Below are 23,196 nucleotides of genomic sequence, written 5' to 3'. Positions count from 1 at the left end.
CCGGGCTGTCGTACCGGTACGCCATGATCCTTGACGTCATCGAGACGCCGGCACCATCGCGGCGTCCACATCGTCATGGGCGACGCCGGGGTCTCCGGCGGGCGGGAGGTCGGAAGTGGCGGACGCGGACCACGCCGGATGGGCGGGGCGCAGCGTGATCCGGGTGGTGCCACCCGCCCGGCCCCGGAAGCTGGCGAAGGTGCCCTTCGTCGAGCTGGCCGACGGGCGGTTGCAGGGGGTCGTGTCCAGCGGGTCGGACATCGAACGGGTCTACGTCTCGTCGATCGCCTCCGGCACCCACGCCTACCACTGCTCCACCAACAACAACCGCCCGTGCGGCGGCCTGCGCGGCGCGCCCTGCAAGCACCTGGAGGCGCTGGCCGACGAGGCGGTCGTGCAGTACGGGATCGACCGGGTCGCCCGCTACCTGCGCGCCGACGTCGCCGCCGAGGCGGACAGCGGCGCCGAACTGCTCGCCGGCCTCGACGCCCGGCACGAGCCGACCCCCGCCGCGGTGGTGTTCAGCCGGTTCCTGCGCCACCTGTCCTACCTGGAGGTGCCGGCCACCACCACGCCCCTGCCCGAGCTGCACTGGTTCCCGGCGACCGGGGCGGGCCGCTGATGCTCGCCACGCAGCTCGCCGCGCTGACCGGCACCGCACCGACCGGACTGGCCGACGCCCTGGACCTGGTCGCCGGCCTCGACGCCGCGCTGACCAGGGGCCTGGCCCGGGTCGGTGAGGAGGACGCCGCCGCACTGGCCGCCCTCGCCGCCGCACTGGCCACCACGCCGCTGGGCGACGCGGTCACCGAGGCGGTCGGCAAGATCGTCGCCGGCTCGGTGACCGAGGAGCACCTCGCCGTCCTCGCCGGGGCACGCGCGGCCCTGCTCGGCGCCGGGCAAGACGCGCTGCTCGGGCAGTTCGACGCCGCCCTGGGCCGCTCCCGTTCGCCGTGGACGCCGGCGTCGCCGGCCATCCCCGCCGAGACGGCTCCCCCGCGCGCCGGGGCCCGGGCCTGGCTGCACGAGGTGGCGGTGGCCGGCTGGCTCGGCGTCGACCACGAGCTGGTGGCCGCGGCCGGCACCCCGGTCGAGGCCGCGCTCGCGGTGCCCGCGTCGCGCCGGCTCGCGGTGCTGCTCGACGGGTTCGCCGCCGAGCTGCGCGCCTGCGTGCCGGTCGCCGCGCTGCCACAGCCGCCGGTGCGCCGGTGGGGCGACCTCTGGGCGCGGGCGATGCTGCTCGCCCAGGACGCCACCCCCGCCGCCGACGCCGGTGAGCCGGTCTCCGGGCGGCTGCTGCCCCTCGGGGTGGACGTGCACGAGCACGCCACCGCCGTGCAGGTCCAGGTCCACGCGATCCTCGAACCGGCCGACGGCGGGCCGCCCCGGCTGGTCCGCACCGCCGTCGGGGCCGCGAAGGTGGACACCATCGTCGGGCCGGCGGTCTGGCGGCTGCTCGGGGCCTATCCCGTACTCCGGCAGGCGCTGGCGCAGCGACGCGGCCTGACGGTCACCGACCTGCCGGCGCGCGGCGCGGACCTGCTCTGGCGGGACGACCGGGCGCGGCCCGACGAGCCGGTCGACCCGTTCGCCGCGGCACGGGTGCTGCTGCCGTCGGCCGTCGCGGTGGCCGGCGCGCCGCTGGACCGGCACCCGGCCGTCATCGCCGAACCGGTGCTGGTCGAGGGGCACACCGTGCACGTCGACGGCGACGAGGTGTCGCTGGCACTGGACGGCCACCGGATCGAAGTGGCGGTCGACCGGCTGCCCGCCTGCGGGCCGCTCACCCCGGCGCTGGTCGCCGCCTCGACCGCCTGCCTCGGCCTGCTGCGGTGGGACGGCGGGCGGTGGCTGCTGCAACCGCTCGGGGTGCGGGCCACCGTCAAACGCAAGCCGGTCGACGCGCACGCCGGCGACTGGGCCGACGGCGTCACCGACGCCAGGGTGGCCAAGGCCGAGGCGAAGGCCGGCGACGCGGTCGCCGTGCTGACCGAACGCGCCGGACGGCTGCTGCGCCGATGACCGACCAGTCGCACTCCCACCGACGGCAGGTGCTCTACTGGCGGCTGCTGGCCCGGCTGTTCGACCCGACCGAGCAGCCCGCCCTGGAGTCGGCCAGCGTCGCCGTGGTCGAGGACCTCGGCCTGCCGGCCGCCCTGCTGGACCCGACCGTCTCGGTGGACACCCTGGTACAACGCTTCCCCGCGCTCGCCGACGAGCTGCGCGGGCTACTGGCCGCCGACGCCGACGCCGCGCCCGACGACACCGTCGCACCGCCCGGCGCGGACGAGGTACGCCGTGCCGCACTGGTGTCGAAGGTGCTGCTCAACGTGTTCGCCACCGGCACCGGCCCGGTCGACGCCGGGCAGCTCGCCCGGTGGCAGGCCGACGCGGGCTGGTTCGAGCAGGCGCTCGGCTGCGAGCCGGGCGAGCTGCGCGGGCGCGGCGCGAGCGGCGACCCGCTCGCCGGCACGCTCGGCGCGCTGGAGGGTGATCTGGTGCGCCGGATGCACCTGCGCGAGGTACTCGCCGACCCGAAGCTGGCCCGGCAGCTCACCCCGAGCATGTCGCTGATCGAGCAACTGCTGCGGGACAAGGCCAACCTGTCCGGGGTGGCGCTGGCCAACGCCAAGGCGCTGATCCGGCGGTTCGTCGACGAGGTCGCCGAGGTGCTCCGGACCCAGGTCGAGAAGGCCAGCGTCGGCACGATCGACCGGTCGGTGCCGCCGAAGCGGGTGTTCCGCAACCTCGACCTGGACCGCACCATCTGGCAGAACCTGACCAACTGGAGCCCGGAGGACGAGCGCCTCTACGTCGACCGGCTCTATTACCGGCAGACCGCCCGGCGCACCACCCCGGCCCGGCTGATCGTGGTGGTCGACCAGTCCGGGTCGATGGTCGACGCGATGGTCAACTGCACCATCCTCGCGTCGATCTTCGCCGGCCTGCCCAAGGTGGACGTGCACCTGATCGCGTACGACACCCGGGCGCTGGACCTGACCCCGTGGGTGCACGACCCGTTCGAGGTGCTGCTACGCACCCAGCTCGGCGGCGGCACGGACGGCACGGCGGCCCTGACCCTCGCCCGTCCCAAGATCACCGAACCGCCGAACACCGTACTGGTCTGGATCTCCGACTTCTACGAGTGGCGGTCCCAGGAAGTCTTCGAGGGGTTCGAGGCCGTGCACCGCTCCGGCGTCCGGCTCATCCCGGTCGGTTCGGTCTCCAGCTCCGGCGGTCAGAGCGTCAACCCCTGGTTCCGGCAACGCCTCAAGGACCTGGGCACACCGGTGATCTCCGGTCACATCCGCAAACTCGTCTCCGAACTCAAGAGCTTCCTCACCTAGGAGTCCATCCCCTCATGTCCGAGATGCTGCGTGCCCCCGCCGAGGCCAAGTACGCCGAGGAACTCGACTACCTGGAGTCGGTCGACACCGGCCCGAAGCCGTTCTCCTGGCGGCTCAGCCCCCGCATGGCGCGGTTGTTCGTCCTCGGTTCGGAACGCGCCGACGGCCTTGACCGGGAGATCAGCCAGAAGTGGTTCGGTGACCGCAGCTTCGTCGAGCGGAGCATCGTCACGCTCGCCTCCGACCGGGGTCTGCTGCTCATCGGCGACCCGGGCACCGGCAAGAGCTGGCTCGCCGAGCTGCTGTCCGCCGCGATCTGCCGCAACTCCACCCTCGTCGTGCAGGGCACCGCCGGCACCACCGAGGACCACATCAAATACTCGTGGAACGTGTCGATGGTCATCGCCCGGGGCCAGTCCCGGGAGTCGATGATCCCGTCGCCGATCATGACGGCGATGGAGCAGGGCGTGGTCGGCCGGTTCGAGGAGCTGACCCGCTCCACCAGCGACGTGCAGGACGCGCTCATCTCCATCCTGTCGGAGAAGTACGTCTCCATCCCCGAGCTGGACCACGACAACATCGTCTTCGCCAAGCCCGGCTTCTCGATCATCGCCACCGCGAACAGCCGCGACCGGGGGGTCAACGACCTCTCCTCGGCGCTCAAGCGGCGGTTCAACTTCGTCCGGATCCCGGTGGTGACCAACCGGCGCAGCGAGGCGGAGATCGTCCGGTTCCGCACCGAGGAACTGCTGCGCCGGCACCACATCGACCTGGACGTGCCGCCCACCCTGCTGGACATCCTGTTGCAGAGCTTCGCCGACCTGCGCACCGCCGCCTCGGCGGCGACCAGCGACGACGAGAGGTTGGAGTCGGCGCTGTCCACCGCCGAGCAGATCGGTGTGCTGGAGGACGCCATCCTGCACAGCCAGTTCTTCGGCGACCGGACCCTGCGAGCCGAGACGCTCGCCGGCTCGCTGGTGGGCTCGCTGGCCCGCCGCAGCCCGGAGGACCTGGCGATCCTCAACAAATACCTGCACGGCGTCGTGGAGCCGCGCGCCAAGCGCGACGGCGGCGGCTGGGAGGACTTCCTCGACGGTGGCCGCCAGGCGATCGCCACGCTGTCGTGACCGCCGCCTCCCCGGGCGGCCCGTTCGGTGCCCTGCGCGACCAGCTCACCGACGCGGCCGCCGCCTTCGCCGACTCCCCCGACGCCCTGGCCGGCATCCTGGCCGGCATCGTCGACGACGTCGACCGGGCCCTCGCCGTACCGTTGGAGATCTTCCCGGTCTGCCACCACTCGCCAGCGTCCGCGCTGGCCATGGTGCGGCGACTGCGCGAGAAGAAGCCCAAGGTGATCTACCTGGAGCTGTGCGAGGACCTCGGGCCGCTGCTGGGCGAGCTGCGCAACTGCCGCCTCCCGGTGGCCGTGCAGGCGTTCGCCTCCGAGTTGGACGGCTTTCCCGCCGGGTGGGGGCCGCTCAGCGTGGTCGCGCCGGTCACCGAGGCGTCCGCCGAATACCAGGCGATCGCGTACGCGCTGGAGACGCCCGGGGTGGAGCTGGTCTGCGTCGACCGGTCCACCGACCACGTCTTCCAGTGGCTGCCGCGCGATCGCGACGACCGGCCCGGCGGCGAGGCGGGCGCGACCGGCCGGGACGAGACTCCGCCGGACGCGGACGACGACGCCCTGCACGGCGACGCGGTCGGCGTGGAGATCGGCGACCTGCGGCCCGGCTTCGCCGAACTCGAGACCCACCTGTTGCACCACGGGAAGGTGCGGCACTGGTCGGAGTGGTGGGACCAGTACGTCGAACAGCCGCTGGCCGCCGCCGACCACGACACCTACCGGCAGGTGATGGTGCTGATCGGCAGCCTCTTCCGGCGGCTGCGCCCGGCCCGGCCGGAGAAGCAGGAGCGCGACGAGGACCGCGAGCGGTACATGTGGACGCGCATCCGTGAGCACCTGGCCGCCTCCGGCGCCGACCCGGCCGACTGCCTGCACGTGTGCGGGGCCTTCCACGCCGCCAGCCGGGTCGCACAGTTCGGCCTCGCGCCGGATGCGCCGGCGTACGAGATCGAGCCCCGTACCGCCACCCGGTGGCGGTACGGGCTGATCCCGTCCAGCCACTCCGCGATCGAGGCGCAGTTCGGCCTGGCCGGCGGCTCGGTCTCCATCGCCGCCGCCACCTGGACGAAGTCGCTGACCCGGGCCGGGCTACGCCCGTACCGGCTGGACGGGCAGCAGGGCGGGCGGACCCGGAAGGGACGCACGGCGGTCGTTCCCGCCCCGACCGGCGGCGTCACCGACCGCCTCTCCGGCTTCCTCACCGCCGCCGGAGAGCCGGCCGGCCTGGACGAGGCCGAGCTGCGCGGCTGGTGCGTGGACATCGTCCGGCTGGCCCGCCGCAACGGATACCTGGCCAGCACCGCCGACGCGATCGCCGTCTTCGAGACCTCGATCCTGCTCGCCGGTCTGCGCAACCGGGCCCGTCCGACCCCGTACGACTTCGCCGACGCGGCGGTCACCTGCATCGAGAAGGACGTCGTGCCGGGGCGGCGGGACGTCCGCCGGCTCTGCGAGATCCTGCTCGGCGGTGACCGGGTCGGCCAGGTCGGCTACGACGCCCTGCCACCGCTGGCCCGCGACGTCCTCGACCGGCTGGCGCCCCTCGGGTTGGACCTGGAGAAGCGGACGGTCCAGCGGGCCCTGCTGGACCTGCACGCCGACCCGGGGCTGGGCCCCTGCTCGGACCTGCTGTGGCTGCTGCGGCACCTGCTGCCCGGCGACACCGCCCGTCCGATCATGGGCGAGCGGCGGCTGGGACACCGTTCGGTGCGGGAGAGCTGGGACCTGGCGCTCGGCCGCAACCAGCGGGCCCTGATCGAGCTGGGCTACGAGGGTGTCACCGTCGAGCAGGTCCTCGAACAGCGGCTGCGCCGGACGGTACGCGGCCCGGAGGCGTCCACCGCCACCGCGCTGGCGGCCGTGGAGGACGCCATCACGCTGCTCGGCGCCCCCCGTCTGGTCGACGAGTTGGGCACGCGGGCGGTGGAGTTGCTCGCCGCCGAGCGCACCGTGGACGACGCCCCGGAGGTGCTGCGGCGCATCCGCCGGCTGCTGGCCCATCACCGGGCCACCGCGCCGGCGCCGCCGGGGTGGTGCGAGGCGTTCGTGACCGCCGGGTACGCGCACTACTGCACCCTGTTGCCGACCGCGTTCGCCGACGAGCAGACCGGGGTGCGGCAGGTCGGCGCGATGCTGGGCTTCCTGGTCAGCCTGGAGAGCGTGGCGCTGTCCCTGGGGTGCGACCGCAGCCAGCTCGAACTGGCCGTCGCGCAGTCCCGCCCGGCGGCACCGGCCAAGGTCGCCCTGCTCTGGGCGGCCCGCCACCAGCTCGGCCTGCTCCCGCTGACCGAGCTGCGCGCCCGCTGCGCCGACCTGCTGGCCAACCCGCTGGTGGTGCCGACCTTCCCGCAGTACCTGTCCGGCTTCGTGCAGGCGCTGGAACCGGTCCCGGGGCTGGCGCCGTTCGTGGTGGAGGTGATGTCGACCGCGTTCGCGCGGCTGCCCGACCCGGTCCTGCTGCCCTGGCTGCCGACGCTCATCACCACCCTGCGCGCGCACGGACCGGAGCTGGTGCCGCTGCTGGTCCGGGAGGCCGGACGGACGTTCCCCGGCACGCTGCCGGCGCTGGACGCCTGGACGCCGCCGTGGACGCGGCCGGCCGTGCCGGCGGCACCGGTGTCGGCCGCCGCCCCGGCGGGCCCGGTCGTCGCGCTGCTCGCCGGGCACCGGGAGCCGGTCGACGCCGTCGCCGGCCTGCTCGGCCACTCCGGCGACTGGCCGGCCGAGCCGGTCGGGCAACCGGTGTCCCGCGCCGGGGCGGCGGACCTGCTCACCGCACATCCGCACACCGCCGACGCGCTCGCGCACCTCCTCCGGGCCGGCGCGCGGTGACCGGTGGACGCACCGACGTCGTGCGGGCTCGTAGGGTGAGAGGCATGGCTGAGCGATCCCTGACCCTGATGGCGGTGCACGCCCACCCGGACGACGAGGCGACGAGCACCGGTGGTGTCCTTGCCCGCTACGCCGCCGAGGGGATCTCGACGGTGCTGGTGACCTGCACCGACGGGCGGTGCGGCGACGGACCCGGCGGGGTCAAGCCGGGCGCGGAGGGGCACGACCCGGCCGCCGTGGTGACGATGCGACAGGAGGAACTGGAGGCCAGCTGCGCGGCGCTGAAGGTGACCCACCTGGAGACCCTCGGCTACCACGACTCCGGGATGATGGGGTGGCCGACCAACGACCAGCCCGGCGCGTTCTGGACCACGCCGGTGGCGGAGGCGGCGGACCGGCTGGCCGCACTGATCGACAAGTACCGACCGGACGTCGTGGTCACCTACGACGAGAACGGCTTCTACGGCCACCCGGACCACATCCAGGCGCACCGGATCACGATGGCCGCGGTGGCCAGGACGGGCATCCCCGCGAAGGTGTACTGGACCACGGTGCCCCGGTCGGCGTTCGCGGAGTTCGGCCGGGTCATGCAGGAGGCCGGCATCGAGTGGCCCGAGCCCGAGGCCGGCGCGGAGCCGGAGCCGGAGCTGGGCCTGCCCGACGACGAGATCACCACCTGGGTGGACACCCGCGCCTACGCCGCGCAGAAGTTCGACGCGCTGGCCACCCACGCCAGCCAGACGGAGAACATCTTCTTCCTGCAACTGGGACGGGAACGGTTCACCGAGCTGATGGGCATGGAGACGTTCGTCCGGGTCCACGACACCACCGGGGCGCCGGTCCCCGAGGACGACCTGTTCGCCGGCCTGCGGTGAGCGGCACCGGGGCACCCGCCGCCCGGTGACCGAAGCCCGGCGGCCCTCGGCCGCCCGCGGTCACCGGGCGGCGAGGAAGCCCCGGACGGCGGCGAGGAACTCGACCGGACGGTCGGCGTGCACGTGGTGGCCGGCCGGGACGGTGACCAGAGCGGCGTCCGGCATCCGGTCGACCATCTCGGCGAGCAGGTGCTGCGGGATCGGGCTGTCCGCCCCACCGCCGATCACCAGGGTCGGCACGTCGATCGTGGCGGTGCGGTCCCACCAGGCCGGGTCCGGGTCGTGGAGCTGGGCGCGGACGTCGTTGACGGCGGCGAAGTCGAAGGGTGTGGGAGTGTCCGGCGGTGCCAGCGGCGGCCGGTCCAGGGTGCCCGGTCGGGGAGCGAACACGTCCTCCAGGACCAGGTGGGTGAGCCGGCCCGGGGCGGCCTGGGCGACCAGGATCGCCACCACCCCGCCCATCGAGTGGCCGACCACCACGCACCGCCGCACACCGACCGCGTCGAGGAAGCCGAGCACGTCGTCGCGCATCGCCTCGAACGGGTACCGGCCCGGGTGGACGCTGCGTCCGTGGCCGCGCAGGTCCAGCGCGTACACGCGGTGCGTGTCGGCGAGGGCGGGCAGCACGGTGTGCCAGTCGCTGCCGTCCTCGCCGAGGCCGTGCAGCAGCAGCATCGGCGGGCCGGTCGGGTCGCCGGCCACCCGGTAGGCCAGGACCAGCCCGCCGACCGTGGCGGTCCGCGACGACCCGGAGTCCGAAGTGGTCACCCGGACACCGTAGCGCCGGGAACGTGGGGGCGGGCCGTCCGTCCTTGACACCGATCTGAGTACGGTTCCAGACTCTCGGGCAGCCGGTCGGCGAGGACCGGGAGGTGGCCCGCGCGGCGGTGCGTACCGGCCCGCACGGCGTCCCGCGTGCGTGCCGTGGTGTCCGCGCTGGTCCGGCCGACGGAGGAGACCGCGTGAGGATCGTCGACGCCCGGGTCATCGTGACCTGTCCGGGCCGCAACTTCGTGACCCTGAAGATCATCACCGACGAGGGGGTCACCGGCGTCGGGGACGCCACCCTGAACGGCCGGGAACTGGCCGTGGCGTCGTACCTGCGCGACCACGTGGTGCCGCTGCTCGTCGGACGGGACCCGGCTCGGATCGAGGACACCTGGCAGTACCTCTACCAGGGGGCGTACTGGCGGCGGGGACCGGTCACGATGAGCGCGATCGCCGCCGTGGACACCGCGCTGTGGGACATCAAGGGCAAGGTCGCCGGCCTGCCCGTCTACCAGCTGCTCGGCGGCCGGTCCCGGGAAGGGGTCACCGTCTACGGCCACGCCAACGGCGAGACGGTGGAGGAGGTGCTGGCCGAGGTCGCCCGCTACCTCGACCTCGGCTACCGCGCGGTGCGCGTGCAGTGCGGCGTGCCGGGCCTGCCGAAGACGTACGGGGTCAGCACCGACAAGCTCTTCTACGAGCCGGCCGACGCCGCGCTGCCCAGCGAGGCGACCTGGTCGACGGAACGCTACCTGGCGCACGTGCCGACGGTGTTCGCCAAGGTACGCGACAACTTCGGCCCGACCGTCCGGCTGCTGCACGACGTGCACCACCGGCTCACCCCGATCGAGGCGGCCCGGCTCGGCAAGAGCCTGGAGCCGTACGCGCTGACCTGGATGGAGGATCCGGTGCCGGCCGACTTCCAGGAGGGGTTCCGGCTGATCCGGCAGCACACCACCACGCCGCTCGCCGTCGGCGAGGTCTTCAACACCGTCTGGGACGCGGCCCAGCTGATCCGGGAACAGCTCATCGACTACATCCGGACCACGGTGGTGCACGCCGGCGGGATCACCCACCTGCGTCGGATCTTCGACCTGGCGGCGCTGCACCACGTGCGCAGCGGTTCGCACGGGGCCACCGACCTGTCCCCGGTGTGCATGGCCGCGGCGTTGCAGCTCGACATCGCGATCCCCAACTTCGGCCTCCAGGAATACATGCGGCACACCGAGGAGACCGACGCGGTCTTCCCGCACGGCTACCACTACGCCGACGGCTACCTGCACCCCGCCGAGACGCCGGGTCTGGGCGTGGACATCGACGAGGAGGCCGCGGCGGCGTACCCGTACTCGCCGGCGTACCTGCCGGTCAACCGGCTGGAGGACGGCACCGTGCACCCCTGGTGACCGCGGCCGGCGGGCGACCGTCGCCCTGACGCGGTCAGTGGATCCGGCGGCCCTTGGCGTCGGGCACCCCGGACTTGCGGAAGAAGTACGTGTTGATCTGGTCCCGCCACTCGGTGGCGCTGCGCACCTGCTCGTCGAGGCGCTCGCCGACCCGGTCGTACAGGGCCGGATCGACCAGTCCGGCGAGGTCCCGCCATCGCTCCCGCATCGCCGTCACCTCCTCGGCCCCGGCGAAGTGGGTGTCGTAGATGTGCTGCACGACGGTGGAGCCCCCGCGCAGGACGTGCCCGTACGGCACGTGGTGGAAGAACAGCAGCAACTCGTCGGGACACTCGTCGACCGACTCGTACACCGTCGACCAGGGCTGCGGGTACTGGCCGGCGAAGCCGGTGCCGGTGGCCCGGGTGCGGTCCACGCCGACGCCGTCGCGGTCGGCGAAGTGGTACGTGCCCCACCGGCTGTACTCGTAGCCGTCGACGTCCGGGCCGTAGTGGCGGTTCGCCGGGCTGACCATGAACCCGACGCCCAGCGGGGCGGTGTACCGCTCGTAGGTGCGCCAGGAGTCGTCCAGCAGCGCGTGCAGCGTCTCCCGGACTCGCTCCGGGTCGCCGGTGGTGGTCGGCGGGAAGGTCAGGTCGATCCACTCGTCCAGGACCGCCCGGGGATCCCGCCGCGGGTCCCAGGCCAGCCGGCCGAACGCGTAGAGGTTGGCCTGGGCCAGCGGATGGCCGGTCCAGTACGGGTCGTCGCCCACGTTGGAGACCGCGACCAGATCGCCGCCCCGCCCGCGATCGGGCACGCCGGCCACCACGTCGGCGACCCGGTGCCCGTCCGGTCCCCAGGGCCGGAAGCCGAGCACCTCGCTCCAGCAGGGACCGAGGTAGCAGACGTGCCGCTGCTGGCCGGTGTACTCCTGGGTCACCTGGAACTCCACCGCCAGCCGGGTGGCCGGCATCGCCGCGATCACCGGGGAGACCGGTTCCCGGGCCTGGAAGTCCATCGGGCCGTACTTGACCTGGAGCACGACGTTGTCGTCGAACCGCCCGTCCAGCGGCGCGAAGTGGTCGTACGCCGCCCGGGCCCGGTCGGTGCTCCGGTCCCGCCAGTCCTGCCGGTGGTCGTAGACGAACGCCCGCCAGTGCACCACTCCCCCGTGCGGGGCGAGCGCCTCGGCGAGCAGGTTCGCCCCGTCGGCGTGGTCACGCCCGTACGCGAACGGGCCGGGCTGCCCCTCCGAGTCGGCCTTGACCAGGTAGCCGCCGAAGTCGGGGATCCGCTGGTACACCTGCCGGGTGGTCCGCGCCCACCAGTCCCGCACCCGGCGCTCGCGCGGGTCGGCGGTGGCCAGCCCGCCGACGACCACGGGCGCGGCGAAGGTGACCGACAGGTGCACCCGGACGCCGTACGGGCGCAGCACGTCGGCGATCTCGGCGACGTCGCCGAGCCGGTCGGTCAGCAGCCGCGCCTCGGTGGCGTGCACGTTGACGTTGTTGACCGAGATCGCGTTGATCCCGCACGCGGCCAGCAACCGCCCGTACGCGCGCAGCCGGGCCAGGTCGCGGCGCGCCCGGCCGTCCCGCCAGAAGATCGAGCCACCGGCGTAGCCGCGCTCCACCTGTCCCATCACGGGGTGCACGTCCACGTTGTCCCAGTGGTCGAGCATCCGGCGGCGCACCGCCGGCCGGTGCACCGCGCCGGGGCGGGCCGGGTCGAAGGCGGTCTCGCCGAGCCGGACCAGGTGGAACAGCCCGTACAGCAGGCCGGCCGGCGCGTCGGCGAGCAGCACCGTCACGGCACCGTCCCGGGTCAGCAGGAATCCCTCGTCGCCCAGCGCCCCGGGCTCGCCGCCGGCCGGCACCGGGGCGTCCCCGGCGACGGCCGGCAGCGCCCCGGCACCGCGCAGCACCAGCGCCACCTGCGTCGCGTCGACCTCGTCGGCCGCCGGCCCGCCGCCCCCGTCACCGTCCGGCGGGCCGGCGGAGTCCGTCGTACCCGCCGGCGGGGTGGCACCGGTCCGGCGGGCCCGCCCGCCGTGGTCGGCACAGGCGCGGGTGACCTCCTCGAACACGGTGTCGACCAGCGGGCCGGCACCGTGCACCAGGACGCGACGGGTACCGATCGCGCGGAACGCCTCCGGCGGCAGCCAGGCCGGGTGCCAGCGCGCCGTTCCGGTGCCGGGCAGGCTCATGCGGTGAACTCCTTCTCGGTGGCGCGGATCATCGGGTCGCCGACGCGCAGCAGCGCCAGGACGGCGATCGAGGCGAGCAACGCCAGCACCGCCTCGGAGAGCACCGCGGTGACGCCGGCCGCCGCGGCCAGCAGCAGGACGTTGCCGAGGGCGACCCCGGGGGTACGCACGAGGAAGTAGACGGCCAGCCGGAGCACGTCACGGGAGCGGAAGTCGAACAACGAGGTGATCACCAGGGCGTTGGCCGCGCAGAGCGTCACCGCCACCGCGATCAGGGCCAACGGCACCACCCACCAACCGGACAGGCCGGCGGGGCCCAGGTGGGCCAGGTTCACCCCGAGCACGGTCAGCCACAGCAGCGCCGGCACCCAGACGCGCAGCGCGCCGGACAGGTTGGTCCGGTAACCCCGCCAGAAGACCGCGGCCGGCCTCAGGTCGGTCAGGTCGGGCCGCTGGTGGCGCAGGGCGTACAGGGCGGCGGAGACCGCCGGGCCGACCGGCAACAGGAGGACCGCGACCAGCGGCAGGTTGCTGGGGTCACGGCCGAGCAGGAGCAGCGGGAGCAGGCCGGGCAGGGTGGTGAGCAGGAGCAGCAGCTCGACCACGAGCAGGATGTAGATCCCGGCGGCGCCCCGGGACAGCGGCCCGTCGCCGAACAGCCGGGAGGTGTGCGCGGTGTCGTTCACGACGCCGGCTCCGGGTCTCCGCCGAGCAGCCGGCGCTCGTCCCACCACGGCGGGGTCTCGTCCACCACGGCGCTCAGTTCCAGCAGGGTGACCTCGTGCCGGGCGAGGGTGAGGTCCAGCTCGACCCGGCCGGCGTGCACCGGCAGGGCACGGTGGGTCCGGGCCGGCTCGGCGGCCTCCCGCAGCGCGTCGAGCTGCCGGGCCCGGGGCGAGCGGGGGCGGCCCATCTCGGCCCAGGCCGCCCAGGCGTTGCCGGCCTCCTCGCCGACGGTCGAGCGGAGCAGGAACGCCGAGGTGGTGCCGGGTGGGCCGAGCGGGACCGTCAGGGCCAGCGGGTGCCGGTCCGGTACCGGCGACGGGCCGGTGACGTCCACCGGTGCCCAGGCCAGCACGGCGACCCGCCCGTCGGGATGCCGGGTGACCAGGTGGTCGTCGCCGCGCGCCAGCACCTCGTCGCCGAGGCGGGCCATGAAGGCGTACAGGTGGTAGGTGGGTTTCTTGATCTGCCGGTGGGTGAGCAGGCCGAACCCGCCGTGGAACAGGGCGGTGGGCACGCCGGTCTCCTCGAACATGTCGCTGAAGGTCCAGTACGAGAAGGAGTCGACCAGCTCGCCGCCGGCGGCCAGCACCGGCGCGAGGTATGCGGCGTGCAGCGCGGTGTCGTGGATCGGGTTGTCCGGCCGGTAGGAGGAGTTGAACTCGGTGATGTGCACCGGCAACCCGGCCAGCGCGGTGCCGGCCAGGTGCCGGCGGGGCGCGGCGAACTGGGTCAGCAGGTCCGCCGCCGGGGTGAGGGTCTGGTAGGTGCCGAACGGCACGTGCTGGGCGGGGCCGGAGGTGTAGGCGTGCCGGCTGACGAAGTCCACCGGCACCTGCCGGTCGGTGACGAACTCGGCGAACGGCACCAGCCACTCGTCCGCCCCCGGGGAGATGGCCGGACCGCCGACCTGGAGGCCGGCGTCGACCTCCTTGACCGCGTGCGCGGTCACCTCGTACAGCCGGTGGTACGCGTCCCGGTCGGCGCCCGACCAGAAGTCCGTCAGGTTGGGTTCGTTCCACACCTCGATCGGCCAGTGGCGCACCTCGTCCAGGCCGTACCGGTCGACCAGGTGGGCGACGGTGGCCCGGACCAGGTCGGCCCACTCCGACCAGGAGTCCGGCGGGGTGACGTTGCCCCGCCACCAGAACACCGTCTGGTCGCCGGAGGCCAGCCCGGAGGGCATGAAGCCCAGCTCCACGAACGGCCGGACCCCGAGGTCCAGGTACGCGTCGATGACCTGGTCGACGTAGGTGAACGAGTGGTGCACCCGGCGCTGGCCCTGGTGCTGGTACGGGCGGTGCACGCCGACGCCGTCGCTGAGCAGCCCGTGCCCGCGGATGTGCCGGAACCCGATGTCACGCTGCATCAGCGCCAGCGAGTCCTGGTAGTCGCGGCGCAGCGCCAACTCGAAACGACCGGTGCCGACGCAGGTACGCCAGGCGTCGGTGAGCCGGCCGACGGGCCGGTCGGGAACGGTGATGCGCATCGCTGTCCTCTGGTCGTCCCGGCGGCGGGCGAGCGGGTCGGCCGGCGCGCCGGCCGGTGCTGGCCGGCGGGTCCGGCCGGGCCGCGGGGCGCGCGGTCCGGCCGGACCCTGCGTGATCAGCTGTTCTTGTCCTGGAACCGCTGGTACGCCTTGTTGACCACCTCGATGTACTGCTCGGCGTTCTTGGCCTTCAGCTCGGCGAGGTAGGCGTCCCACTCGCTCAGCGGCCGCTGGCCGAGGGCGAACTTCAGCGTGTTCTGCGCGACGAAGTCCTTGAGCGGGGTCTCCCAGAGCGAGACCTGCTCGCGCTCCTCGTCGGTGAGCGGGTGCGGCGGGGGCACCGCCCGCGGCGTCCGCGCGTCCATCACCCTCTGGAACTCCAGCTCCTCGGCGGAGAAGAACCCGCGGACCAGGTCGGGGGTGCCGCCGTAGGTGAAGACACCGTTGTAGAAGCCGAACTCCTGCTGCAGGTGCTTGGTGCCCTTCGGGTTGAGTCCCAGCACGTCGACGTCGGCGGCGGGGGCTCGCTTGCCGGACGCGTCCCTGGTGAAGGTGGTGCCCTCCACGCCCCACCGGGCGAACTCCTGGCCGGCGTCGGAATACCACAACCAGTCGATGAACTGCATCATCGCGACGAAGTTCTTACTCTCCCGGGCCTTGGAGGAGATCATGATGCCGTTCTCCAGCCGGGGCGCGGGATTGATCTCACCGGCCGGGCCGACCGGCAGGGGGATCTTGGCCAGCTTCGCGTTCGGCTGGGTCTTGGCCAGGTCGGGCCGGTGGTTGTTGACCAGGGTCTGCGCGTTTCCGGTGACCACGAAGGACTTGCCGTTGGCCAGCTTCTGGCGGGCCTGGTCGTCGGTCTGGGTGAAGCTCTCCGGGTCGAGCAGTCCCTCGGCGACCAGCTTGTGCAGGTAGGTGAGCATCTGCTTGTACTGCTCGGACCCACCGGTGTAGGTGAACTTCTTCGCCGCCGGGTCCCAGGTGGCGTGCTGGTAGTCCCAACCCGCCTGGGTGCCGTACGAGGCGCCGAGGATGTTCAGCAGGGCACCGGTCGGGGTCGGCTTGCTGAAGAGGTCGGAGTACGGGTAGACGTCGGGGTACTTCGCCTTCATCGCCTTGAGCACCGTGTACAGCTCGTCCCAGGTCTTCGGGACCGGCTGGTTCAGCTCCTGGAGGACGTCCGTGCGCACCAGCACCGTGTAGTCCTGGGTGGGCTTCTCGTGGACCCCGGGCAGCAGGTAGAACTTTCCGTCGGACTGCCGAAGATTGTCGATCTCCGGCTTGAGGTTCCACTTCTCCATCTTGTCCCTGAAGTGGGGCATCAGATCCAGGTAGTCGCTCACCGGGAGGATCGCCCCGGAGGCGACGAACGCGGTCTCCGCCGGGTGGTACGTCTTCGGGATGATCAACGGCGCGTCGCCGGCGCCGATCAGCAGGCTGCGCTTCTGCTCGTAGTCGCTCAACGGCACGGCGACCGGCTCGATCGTGACGTTGGTCCGCTTGGTCAGCTCCGACCAGAACAGCCAGTCGTCCTTCAACGGATAGAACGTGTGGTTGTTGTAGAGGGTGGAGAAGGACAGCGCCTCGGTGGCCTTGAACTGGTCGCCGACGCCGTACTCGGCCATCGCGCCGACCCGGTTCTCGGCGAGGTCCGTCGACTCGCCGGGATCCTCGGAACAGGCGGTGGCGAGGGTGAGCGCGAGCACACCGGCGGTGGCTACCGCCGCGCGGCGCCACGTCTTGCGGAGCATGGCTCGTCCTTTCGGTGGGGGGTGGGGGTGCAACGGTGCGGCGGCGCCCGGCGTCATCCCTTGACCGCGCCGAGCAGTACGCCGGAGACGAAGTACCGCTGCACGAAGGGGTAGACCGCCAGGATCGGCAGGGTGGTGAGCACGATCGTCACGGCCTGGAGCGTGGCCGCGGCCTGGACCTTGTCGGCGTCGGCGGCGGCCGACTCGGCGCTGGTGGCGCCCGCGATGAGGTTGCGCAGGTAGACCGTGACCGGGAGCAGGTCCTGCCGGTCGAGGTAGAGGAACGCGGTGAACCACGAGTTCCAGAAGGAGACCGCGTAGAAGAGCACCATCGTGGCGATGATCGCCTTCGACAGTGGCAGCACGATCCGCAGCAGGATGCCGTAGGTGTTCAGCCCGTCGACCGCCGCCGCCTCCTCCAGCTCGGTCGGCAGGCTCTCGAAGAACGCCTTCATGACCAGCAGGTTGAACACGCTGATCGCGTTGGGGATCACGATCGCCCAGATGGTGTTCTTCATTCCCAGGCTGGTGACCAGCACGTAGTTGGGGATCAGCCCGCCGGAGAAGAACATGGTGAACAGGGCGACGCCGACGAGCACGCCACGACCCTTGAGCTGCGGCTTCGACAGCACGTACGCGTAGCAGGTGGTCAGCACGATCGAGATGAGCGTGGCGACCACCGTGTACACCACGGTGTTGCGGTAGTTGGTCCAGAACAGCGGGTCGGACATCACCAGCCGGTACGCGGTCAGGTCGAACCCGCGCGGGACGACGTTCACCTTCCCGGCCAGCAGGTACGCCTCGTCGCTGAGCGAGCGGGCCACGATGTTGACGAACGGATACAGGGTCAGGATCACCACGAGGGTCAGCACGACCGCGTTGACGACCCGGAAGATCCGGTAGCCCCGGCTGTCCACCGGCCCGCGGGTGCGGGGCGCGGCGCGCTTCGTACCGAGGATCACCACAGGCTCGTCCCCACCGTGCGACGGGAGATCAGGTTCGCCGTCAGGACCAGGATCAGCCCGATCACCGCCTCGAAGAGGCCGATGGCGGCGGCGTAGCTGAAGTTGCTCGACTGGAAGCCCATCCGGTACAGGTAGGTGGAGATCACGTCCGCGGTCGGGTACGTCAGCGGGTTGTAGAGCAGCAGGATCTTCTCGAAACCGACCGCCAGGAACGTGCCGATGTTGAGGATCAGCAGGGTCACCATCGTCGGCCGGATGCCGGGCAGCGTCACGTGCCAGGTCTGCCGCCAGCGGTTGGCCCCGTCGATCCGGGCCGCCTCGTACAGGTTGTCGTCGATGGTGGTGAGTGCGGCGAGATAGAGGATCGTGCCCCAGCCAACGGTCTGCCAGACCTCGGACGAGACGTAGATGGTCCGGAACCACCCCGGTTGTTGCAGGAACGCCACCGCGTCGCCGCCGAACAACCGCACGATCTGGTTGGCCGTGCCGTCGATCGAGGTCAACTGCATGACCATCGCCGCGACGATCACGATGGACAGGAAGTGCGGCAGGTAGGACACCGACTGGACGAACCGCTTGAACCGGCGGGTCCGCACCTCGTTGAGCAGCAGCGCCAGCACGATCGGCAGTGGGAAGCAGAACAGCAGGCTCAGCGTCCCGAGCACCAGCGTGTTGGTGAAGACCTCCCAGAACGTCGGGTCGGCGAAGAACATCCGGAAGTACCGCAGACCGACCCAGTACTCGCCGAAGATGCTCCCACCCGGCTTGAACCGGCGAAACGCGATGACGTTGCCGATCATCGGCAGGTAGCGGAAGACCAGGAAGAACAACAGCGGCAGGACGGCGAGCGAGTAGAGCTGCCAGTCCCGCCGCAGCGCCTGGCGCCAGGTCCGGCGGCGGCGCGGTGACCTCGGCGCCACCGTGCTGGTCACCACCGGACCGCTCGCCGGCGCCTGCGGCGGTGGCCGCAACGTGTCGGATGTCATCCACGGACTCCTCAGCGGACGGGACCGTCCCACGCCCCATTCGACGTTCCGAAACTTTCCGGAAACCCCGGTAACCTTTTCGGCAACCTAGGGGCACCGCGAGGGTGTGTCAAGAGTCTCAACTGGACCGCCGATCGTTGGCACGACACTCGGGGATCCACGCTTTCCCGGTGGGGTCACCGATCTTGTGTCCACACCGAACCGCCCGACGACCGTGCTACGGTCTTCCGAAAATTTCGGAGATGTGAGGCGGCGATGACGAACCTGGGCCCGGCCGGCGCACCCTCCACCACCATCGCGGCGATCGCCGGCGAGGTCGGCGTCTCGGTGGCGACGGTGTCGAAGGTCCTGAATGGACGCGCCGACGTCGCGGCCGGCACCCGCGCTCGCGTCGAGGAGAGCCTCGAACGCCACCAGTACCGGCGGCGCAACCGGCGGCAGCCGGGCGGCAGCGGACAGATCGAACTCGTGTTCCACGAGTTCGACGTCGGGTGGGCCATGGAGATCCTGCGCGGCGTCGAGGAGGTGACCACCCACGCCGGGCTCGGGCTCACCGTGTCGCAGCTCCAGGGCGCGCACCGACCGTCCCCCGGGTTCCTGGGTGCCCTGCTCGCCCGCCGACCCCTGGGCGTGCTGCTCGTGCTCTGCCACCTGTCCGGCGTCCAGCAGCAACAACTGCGCCGCGACGGGATCCCGTTCGTGGTCGTCGACACCGACAGCGCGACCTCGTCCTCGGTGCCCACCGTGGGCTCGAACAACTGGAACGGCGGCCTGCTGGCCACCCGGCACCTGCTGGAACTGGGACACCGGCGGATCGCGGTCGTGTCCGGGCCGCGCGACGTGCTGTGCAGCCGGGCCCGGACCGCGGGCTTCCGGTCCGCCCACGAGGAGGCCGGGATCCCGGTGGATCCCCAGTTGGTCCGGTACGGCACGTTCTCCGCCGGCACCGGCCTCGAACACGGCCTGCACCTGCTGAGCCTGCCCGACCGACCCACGGCGATCTTCGCCGGATCGGACATGCAGGCCATCGGCGTGCTGCGGGCCGCGCGGCAGCGCGGCCTGCGGGTTCCCGAGGACCTCTCGGTGATCGGGTACGACAACCTGCCGCTCGCCGCCTGGACCACCCCCGCCCTCACCACCGTCAACCAGCCCCTGCGGGACATGGCCGGCGTCGCCATCCAGATGCTGCTCGTGCTGACCCGCCGCAACGAGCTGGCGACCAGCCGGATCGACCTGGTGACCGAGCTGGTCGTCCGGGAGAGCACCGCACCGCCGTACACCTGACCTGACCACGGACCCTGCGAGGACCCATGACCGCGCCCGCCGACGCCCTCGACCAGCTCCGCCGGTACGCGCCCGACGTGGTCGAACCCGATGACTTCGACGTGTTCTGGCGCGACACGCTCGCCGGGGCCGCGGCCCACCCGGTCCTGGTGGACGTCCGCCCGGAACGCACCGACCTGCGGCTGGTGCACACGTGGGACGTCACCTTCGCCGGCTTCGGCGGCGATCGGGTGCGGGCCTGGTACACCCGCCCGGCGGGGACGGACGCTCCCCTGCCGACCGTCGTCGAGTACGCCGGCTACGGGCGCGGACGCGGCCTGCCGCACGAGCGGCTCACCTGGCCGGTGGCCGGGTACGCGCACCTGCTGATGGACAACCGGGGGCAGTCCGGGCAGTACGCCGTCGGCGACACCCCGGACCGGCATGGCGCCCCCGGTGGCCCCTGGCCGGTCACCTGGGGAATCCTCGACCCGCGCGACTACCACTACCGCCGCCTGATCACCGACGCGGTCCGGGCCGTCGACGCCGCTCGCGCGCTGCCCGGGGTGGACCCGACCCGGGTGGCGGCGGTGGGCAACAGCCAGGGAGGCGGGCTGGCCCTGGCGGTGGCCGGCCTGGTGGACGGCCTCGCGGCCCTGCTCACCACCGCGCCGTTCCTCTGCGACGTGCAGCGCGCCGTCACGCTCACCGACGTCGCCCCGTACGGCGAGATCGGCCGGTACCTGGCGGTGCACCGGGAGGCGGAGGAGGCGGTCCGACGGACCCTGTCGTACGTGGACGGGGTCTCCTTCGCCCGTCGGGCGACCGCGCCGGCGCACTTCGGGATCGGCCTGCGCGACACCGTCTGCCCGCCGAGCACCGGCTTCGCCGCCTACAACCGGTACGGCACCGGCACCGGGGCGGACCCCGAGGCACGGGAGATCCACGTGTATCCGTTCAACGGCCACGAGGGCGGGGAGGCACTGCACGTCCGGCGGCAACTGCGGTGGCTCGCCGCCACGCTCGGTGCCCCGCCGGCCGCCGGGCGGGCCTGACGAACCAACGGGAGGGCCACCCCGCCCGGGGCGGTCAGCGCAGGCGGCGGGCGGCGAACCTCGCCGGCGGGTCGGCGATCACGTCCTGCGCGGCGATCAGCTGGATCTCCCGGGTGCCCGCGGCGAGGGTCGCCTCCAGGACGGCGAAGATGGAGGTGGTGGTGCGCTCCAGGGCCGTCGCCGGTGAGCCGCTGGTGGCCAGGTGGGCGAGGTAGAGGGCCGCGGTGACGTCGCCACCGCCGTTCGGACTGATCGGCAGCAGCGGAGTGGTCACCGCCCAGGCGCCCTCGTCCGACACGGCGACCACCTCCAGCGAGCCCTCCGGCACGTCGCCGTGCAGCACGCTGGTGACCAGCACGTGGCGCGGCCCGGTGGCGCGTACCACGTCGACCGCCTCCAGCAGCGCCGCCGGCGAATCGGTCGTACGGCCGGACAGGAACTCCAGCTCGAACTGGTTCGGGGTGACGATGTCCGCCCGCGGGACGACCTCGTCCCGCAGGTACTCCGGGATGCCCGGGCGGACGAACATCCCCCGGCCGACATCGCCCATCACCGGGTCGCAGCAGTAGACGGCGTCCGGGTTCTCCGCCTTCACCCGGGCCACCGCCGCGAGGATCACCGCCCCCATCGCCGGGTCGCCCTGGTAACCGGAGAGCACCGCGTCGGCGCTGCCGAGGACACCCCGGTCGGCGATGCCCTCGATCACCTCGGCGACGTCGGCCGGCGCCAGCAGCGGTCCCCGCCACGCGCCGTACCCGGTGTGGTTGGAGAAGTGGACCGTCAGCACCGGCCACACCTCGTGACCGAGCCGCTGGAGGGGGAAGACGGCGGCGGAGTTCCCGACATGGCCGTACGCGACCGATGACTGGATGGACAGGATCTTCACCACCTCATCATGGCGGTTGCGCCGCCGGCCTCCGCGCGGACCCGGCGGATCCGCCCGGCCGCGACCGTTCCCGACGAGGTCGTGCCTGCTCGTTTACCAGGCCGCCGGACGGGTCAAAGTTAGGGCAGCAGAGGTTTCGCGAGGGGGGCCGCATCATGTCCGACACCAGCCGCAACCGGCCGGACCGCCATACCGACCGTCCCGAGGGGGTGACCGACCCGCTGCTGTGGGGGCTCGCCCTGGACGTGGCGGACGCACACCAGCCGGACGACGACGACACCTGTCACAACCTGCTCTGTGCCGGCCGGGCCTGGCCCTGCGAGCCGTGGCACCGGGCCCAGCGGGCGTTGCAGATGGCGCAGGCCACGTCCGGCGGACGGTCGACCGACGCGCCGCCCGAGCAGGCTCGGCCGGGCGGTTGGTCCGCCGTCGCGCCGACGGAGGCGCACCGCCTGCGCTCCGCCGTACCCCAGGGCGGACGCCGGGGATCGGCGGCGTCGGCGGCCTGAGACACCGCACCCCGTTCGGCGCGGCCGGGCGGGGTGCCGCTCCGTAAGGCCGGCCCGGCGTGCCGACTCAGCGGTCCGGATCGGGACAGGCGAGGGTCAGCGCGCCGGGCATCACCCGCACCTTGAGCGCGGTCACCTCGCCGCGCGCGCCGCCGTCCAGCTCGTACGTGCGGGGTGCCGCGAAGCGGACCTTGATCTTGCGGCCGCGGGTGATCCGCAGGAACGGCGACTCCTCCGACCGGCCCGCCGCCATCCGGCTGAGCGTACGGGCCCAGTCGACCGCGCCGTCGGCGGTCGACACGCCGACCTCGAGGCAGCCGTTGTCGGGGCGGGCGTCGTCGAAGGCGGGGATCCCGCCGGTGATGGTGCCCACGTTGCCGAAGAGCACGCAGCTCGCGTCGCCGTCGAACCACGTCGTGCCGTCGACGGTGATCCGGGTGCCGACCAGGTCACCCCGGACGTGGCGCAGCCCGGTCCACATGTAGGCGAGCCGGCCGAAGCGCCCCTTGAGGTCGCGGTCGGCGTCCCGGATCAGGTCGCCGTCGAACCCGGCGCCGGCCATCACCGCGAAGTGCTCGCCGTTGAGCCGGCCCAGGTCCAGGGTGCGGCGGCGGCCGTGCAGGCCGATCCGGACCGCCTCGGGCAGGTCCTCCGGGATGCCGAGGTTCGCGGCGAAGAGGTTCGCGGTGCCGGCCGGCAGGATCGCCATCGGGGTGCCCGAGCCGGCGAGGGTGTCGGCGCAGCGTTGCACCATGCCGTCCCCGCCCCAGACGAACACCAGGTCGGCGTCCTTCTTCAGCGCCTTGCGCACCTTCTTGGGCGCCTTGCGGCTCTTCGGCACCTCGTACCAGAGCAGGTCCTCGACCCCGGCGCCAAGCAGCTCGGTGCGGAGGGCGTCGAGACCGCCGCCGAGGGTCTTTCTGCGGTGGGCGACGACCGCCACCGTGCCGAAACCGGTCGGGGACGGGGCGGCCTCAGCCGTGGCGCTGCTCATGCCCGCCGGTGTACCCAGCCGCCGCCGATCCCA

At 72.7% G+C, this 23,196-nt stretch carries 19 protein-coding genes; 10 read left to right on the top strand and 9 right to left on the bottom strand.

Annotation, left to right across the window (positions count from 1 at the left end; all coding sequences use genetic code 11):
• Nucleotides 1-154: 154 nt before the first annotated feature.
• The 6 genes from D7223_RS28275 to D7223_RS28250 are packed head-to-tail and all read left to right on the top strand — an operon-like array spanning nucleotide 155 to nucleotide 8,180.
• Nucleotides 155-622, top strand: a complete 468-nt coding sequence (locus D7223_RS28275) for a hypothetical protein (protein ID WP_120732094.1) — start codon at nucleotides 155-157, stop codon at nucleotides 620-622.
• A complete protein-coding gene (locus D7223_RS28270) occupies nucleotides 622-2,022 on the top strand; it encodes a hypothetical protein (RefSeq protein WP_120731930.1) in 1,401 nt (466 codons plus the stop codon). The genes D7223_RS28275 and D7223_RS28270 overlap by 1 nt, the downstream gene beginning before the upstream one ends.
• Complete coding sequence (locus D7223_RS28265) at nucleotides 2,019-3,347, top strand: VWA domain-containing protein (protein WP_120731928.1); 1,329 nt, start codon at nucleotides 2,019-2,021, stop codon at nucleotides 3,345-3,347. The genes D7223_RS28270 and D7223_RS28265 overlap by 4 nt, the downstream gene beginning before the upstream one ends.
• Nucleotides 3,348-3,361: 14 nt before the next feature.
• Nucleotides 3,362-4,474, top strand: a complete 1,113-nt coding sequence (locus tag D7223_RS28260; protein WP_120731926.1) for an ATP-binding protein — start codon at nucleotides 3,362-3,364, stop codon at nucleotides 4,472-4,474.
• Nucleotides 4,471-7,305 carry a DUF5682 family protein gene (locus D7223_RS28255; protein ID WP_120731924.1) on the top strand — a complete coding sequence of 945 codons (2,835 nt, stop codon included), beginning with the start codon at nucleotides 4,471-4,473 and terminating at the stop codon, nucleotides 7,303-7,305. The genes D7223_RS28260 and D7223_RS28255 overlap by 4 nt, the downstream gene beginning before the upstream one ends.
• A 44-nt stretch (nucleotides 7,306-7,349) precedes the next feature.
• Complete coding sequence (locus D7223_RS28250; RefSeq protein ID WP_120731922.1) at nucleotides 7,350-8,180, top strand: PIG-L family deacetylase; 831 nt, start codon at nucleotides 7,350-7,352, stop codon at nucleotides 8,178-8,180.
• 60 nt (nucleotides 8,181-8,240) lie between these two features.
• Here D7223_RS28250 and D7223_RS28245 read toward each other — a convergent pair whose 3' ends face one another.
• Nucleotides 8,241-8,855 (bottom strand): alpha/beta fold hydrolase, encoded by a 615-nt coding sequence (locus tag D7223_RS28245; protein WP_120732091.1) that lies wholly within the window; start codon nucleotides 8,853-8,855, stop codon nucleotides 8,241-8,243.
• Nucleotides 8,856-9,142: 287 nt separating this feature from the next.
• On the opposite strand from D7223_RS28245, the gene manD reads away from it, so the two are divergent.
• On the top strand, nucleotides 9,143-10,351 hold the full coding sequence (manD, locus tag D7223_RS28240; RefSeq protein WP_120731920.1) for a D-mannonate dehydratase ManD: 1,209 nt from the start codon (nucleotides 9,143-9,145) through the stop codon (nucleotides 10,349-10,351).
• A 34-nt stretch (nucleotides 10,352-10,385) separates the two neighbouring features.
• Here manD and D7223_RS28235 read toward each other — a convergent pair whose 3' ends face one another.
• From D7223_RS28235 to D7223_RS28210, 6 genes are all read right to left on the bottom strand, one after another.
• Nucleotides 10,386-12,539: an alpha-glucuronidase gene (locus D7223_RS28235; RefSeq protein ID WP_120731918.1), complete on the bottom strand. Its 2,154-nt coding sequence runs from the start codon at nucleotides 12,537-12,539 to the stop codon at nucleotides 10,386-10,388.
• Nucleotides 12,536-13,225, bottom strand: a complete 690-nt coding sequence (locus D7223_RS28230; protein ID WP_202864708.1) for a DUF624 domain-containing protein — start codon at nucleotides 13,223-13,225, stop codon at nucleotides 12,536-12,538. The genes D7223_RS28235 and D7223_RS28230 overlap by 4 nt, the downstream gene beginning before the upstream one ends.
• Entirely contained in the window at nucleotides 13,222-14,751 is a 1,530-nt protein-coding gene (locus tag D7223_RS28225) for a GH39 family glycosyl hydrolase (RefSeq protein WP_120731914.1), read from the bottom strand. The genes D7223_RS28230 and D7223_RS28225 overlap by 4 nt, the downstream gene beginning before the upstream one ends.
• Nucleotides 14,752-14,867: 116 nt before the next feature.
• Nucleotides 14,868-16,505 (bottom strand): ABC transporter substrate-binding protein, encoded by a 1,638-nt coding sequence (locus D7223_RS28220; protein WP_120731912.1) that lies wholly within the window; start codon nucleotides 16,503-16,505, stop codon nucleotides 14,868-14,870.
• 53 nt (nucleotides 16,506-16,558) lie between these two features.
• The gene (locus D7223_RS28215; RefSeq protein WP_120732089.1) at nucleotides 16,559-17,467 is read right to left on the bottom strand and encodes a carbohydrate ABC transporter permease; all 909 of its coding nucleotides are present in this window, start codon (nucleotides 17,465-17,467) and stop codon (nucleotides 16,559-16,561) included.
• Nucleotides 17,464-18,456 carry an ABC transporter permease gene (locus tag D7223_RS28210; protein ID WP_238162265.1) on the bottom strand — a complete coding sequence of 331 codons (993 nt, stop codon included), beginning with the start codon at nucleotides 18,454-18,456 and terminating at the stop codon, nucleotides 17,464-17,466. Before D7223_RS28210 ends, D7223_RS28215 begins: the two co-directional genes overlap by 4 nt.
• Nucleotides 18,457-18,711: 255 nt before the next feature.
• On the opposite strand from D7223_RS28210, the gene D7223_RS28205 reads away from it, so the two are divergent.
• Both D7223_RS28205 and D7223_RS28200 read left to right on the top strand, forming a co-directional pair.
• Nucleotides 18,712-19,740 (top strand): LacI family DNA-binding transcriptional regulator, encoded by a 1,029-nt coding sequence (locus tag D7223_RS28205; protein WP_120731910.1) that lies wholly within the window; start codon nucleotides 18,712-18,714, stop codon nucleotides 19,738-19,740.
• Between the two features lie 26 nt (nucleotides 19,741-19,766).
• Nucleotides 19,767-20,774, top strand: a complete 1,008-nt coding sequence (locus tag D7223_RS28200; protein ID WP_120731908.1) for an acetylxylan esterase — start codon at nucleotides 19,767-19,769, stop codon at nucleotides 20,772-20,774.
• A gap of 34 nt (nucleotides 20,775-20,808) precedes the next feature.
• Here the strand turns inward: D7223_RS28200 and pdxY are convergent, their stop codons facing one another.
• Nucleotides 20,809-21,660, bottom strand: coding sequence for a pyridoxal kinase PdxY (pdxY, locus tag D7223_RS28195; RefSeq protein WP_120731906.1), 852 nt, complete (start codon nucleotides 21,658-21,660; stop codon nucleotides 20,809-20,811).
• Nucleotides 21,661-21,815: 155 nt separating this feature from the next.
• Between pdxY and D7223_RS28190 the strand changes: the two genes are divergently transcribed.
• Nucleotides 21,816-22,169, top strand: coding sequence for a hypothetical protein (locus D7223_RS28190; protein WP_120731904.1), 354 nt, complete (start codon nucleotides 21,816-21,818; stop codon nucleotides 22,167-22,169).
• 67 nt (nucleotides 22,170-22,236) lie between these two features.
• Here D7223_RS28190 and D7223_RS28185 read toward each other — a convergent pair whose 3' ends face one another.
• Complete coding sequence (locus tag D7223_RS28185) at nucleotides 22,237-23,163, bottom strand: diacylglycerol/lipid kinase family protein (RefSeq protein WP_120731902.1); 927 nt, start codon at nucleotides 23,161-23,163, stop codon at nucleotides 22,237-22,239.
• Nucleotides 23,164-23,196: the final 33 nt, after the last annotated feature.

Source organism: Micromonospora endolithica (assembly GCF_003626595.1).
GTDB lineage: Bacteria > Actinomycetota > Actinomycetes > Mycobacteriales > Micromonosporaceae > Micromonospora > Micromonospora endolithica.
Note: the sequence above shows the minus strand (reverse complement) of the source record. Positions and strands in the feature narration are given on the sequence as shown.

What these genes read in the sequence shown, in the direction of transcription:
- D7223_RS28235 (WP_120731918.1), bottom strand. Translation starts at nt 12,539, where the DNA reads ATGAGCCTGCCCGGCACCGGAACGGCGCGCTGGCACCCGGCCTGGCTG.
- D7223_RS28260 (WP_120731926.1), top strand. Translation starts at nt 3,362, where the DNA reads ATGTCCGAGATGCTGCGTGCCCCCGCCGAGGCCAAGTACGCCGAGGAA.
- D7223_RS28220 (WP_120731912.1), bottom strand. Translation starts at nt 16,505, where the DNA reads ATGCTCCGCAAGACGTGGCGCCGCGCGGCGGTAGCCACCGCCGGTGTG.
- D7223_RS28190 (WP_120731904.1), top strand. Translation starts at nt 21,816, where the DNA reads ATGTCCGACACCAGCCGCAACCGGCCGGACCGCCATACCGACCGTCCC.
- D7223_RS28250 (WP_120731922.1), top strand. Translation starts at nt 7,350, where the DNA reads ATGGCTGAGCGATCCCTGACCCTGATGGCGGTGCACGCCCACCCGGAC.
- D7223_RS28185 (WP_120731902.1), bottom strand. Translation starts at nt 23,163, where the DNA reads ATGAGCAGCGCCACGGCTGAGGCCGCCCCGTCCCCGACCGGTTTCGGC.
- D7223_RS28205 (WP_120731910.1), top strand. Translation starts at nt 18,712, where the DNA reads ATGACGAACCTGGGCCCGGCCGGCGCACCCTCCACCACCATCGCGGCG.
- D7223_RS28265 (WP_120731928.1), top strand. Translation starts at nt 2,019, where the DNA reads ATGACCGACCAGTCGCACTCCCACCGACGGCAGGTGCTCTACTGGCGG.
- D7223_RS28210 (WP_238162265.1), bottom strand. Translation starts at nt 18,456, where the DNA reads ATGACATCCGACACGTTGCGGCCACCGCCGCAGGCGCCGGCGAGCGGT.
- D7223_RS28200 (WP_120731908.1), top strand. Translation starts at nt 19,767, where the DNA reads ATGACCGCGCCCGCCGACGCCCTCGACCAGCTCCGCCGGTACGCGCCC.
- D7223_RS28225 (WP_120731914.1), bottom strand. Translation starts at nt 14,751, where the DNA reads ATGCGCATCACCGTTCCCGACCGGCCCGTCGGCCGGCTCACCGACGCC.
- D7223_RS28245 (WP_120732091.1), bottom strand. Translation starts at nt 8,855, where the DNA reads ATGCTGCTGCTGCACGGCCTCGGCGAGGACGGCAGCGACTGGCACACC.
- D7223_RS28270 (WP_120731930.1), top strand. Translation starts at nt 622, where the DNA reads ATGCTCGCCACGCAGCTCGCCGCGCTGACCGGCACCGCACCGACCGGA.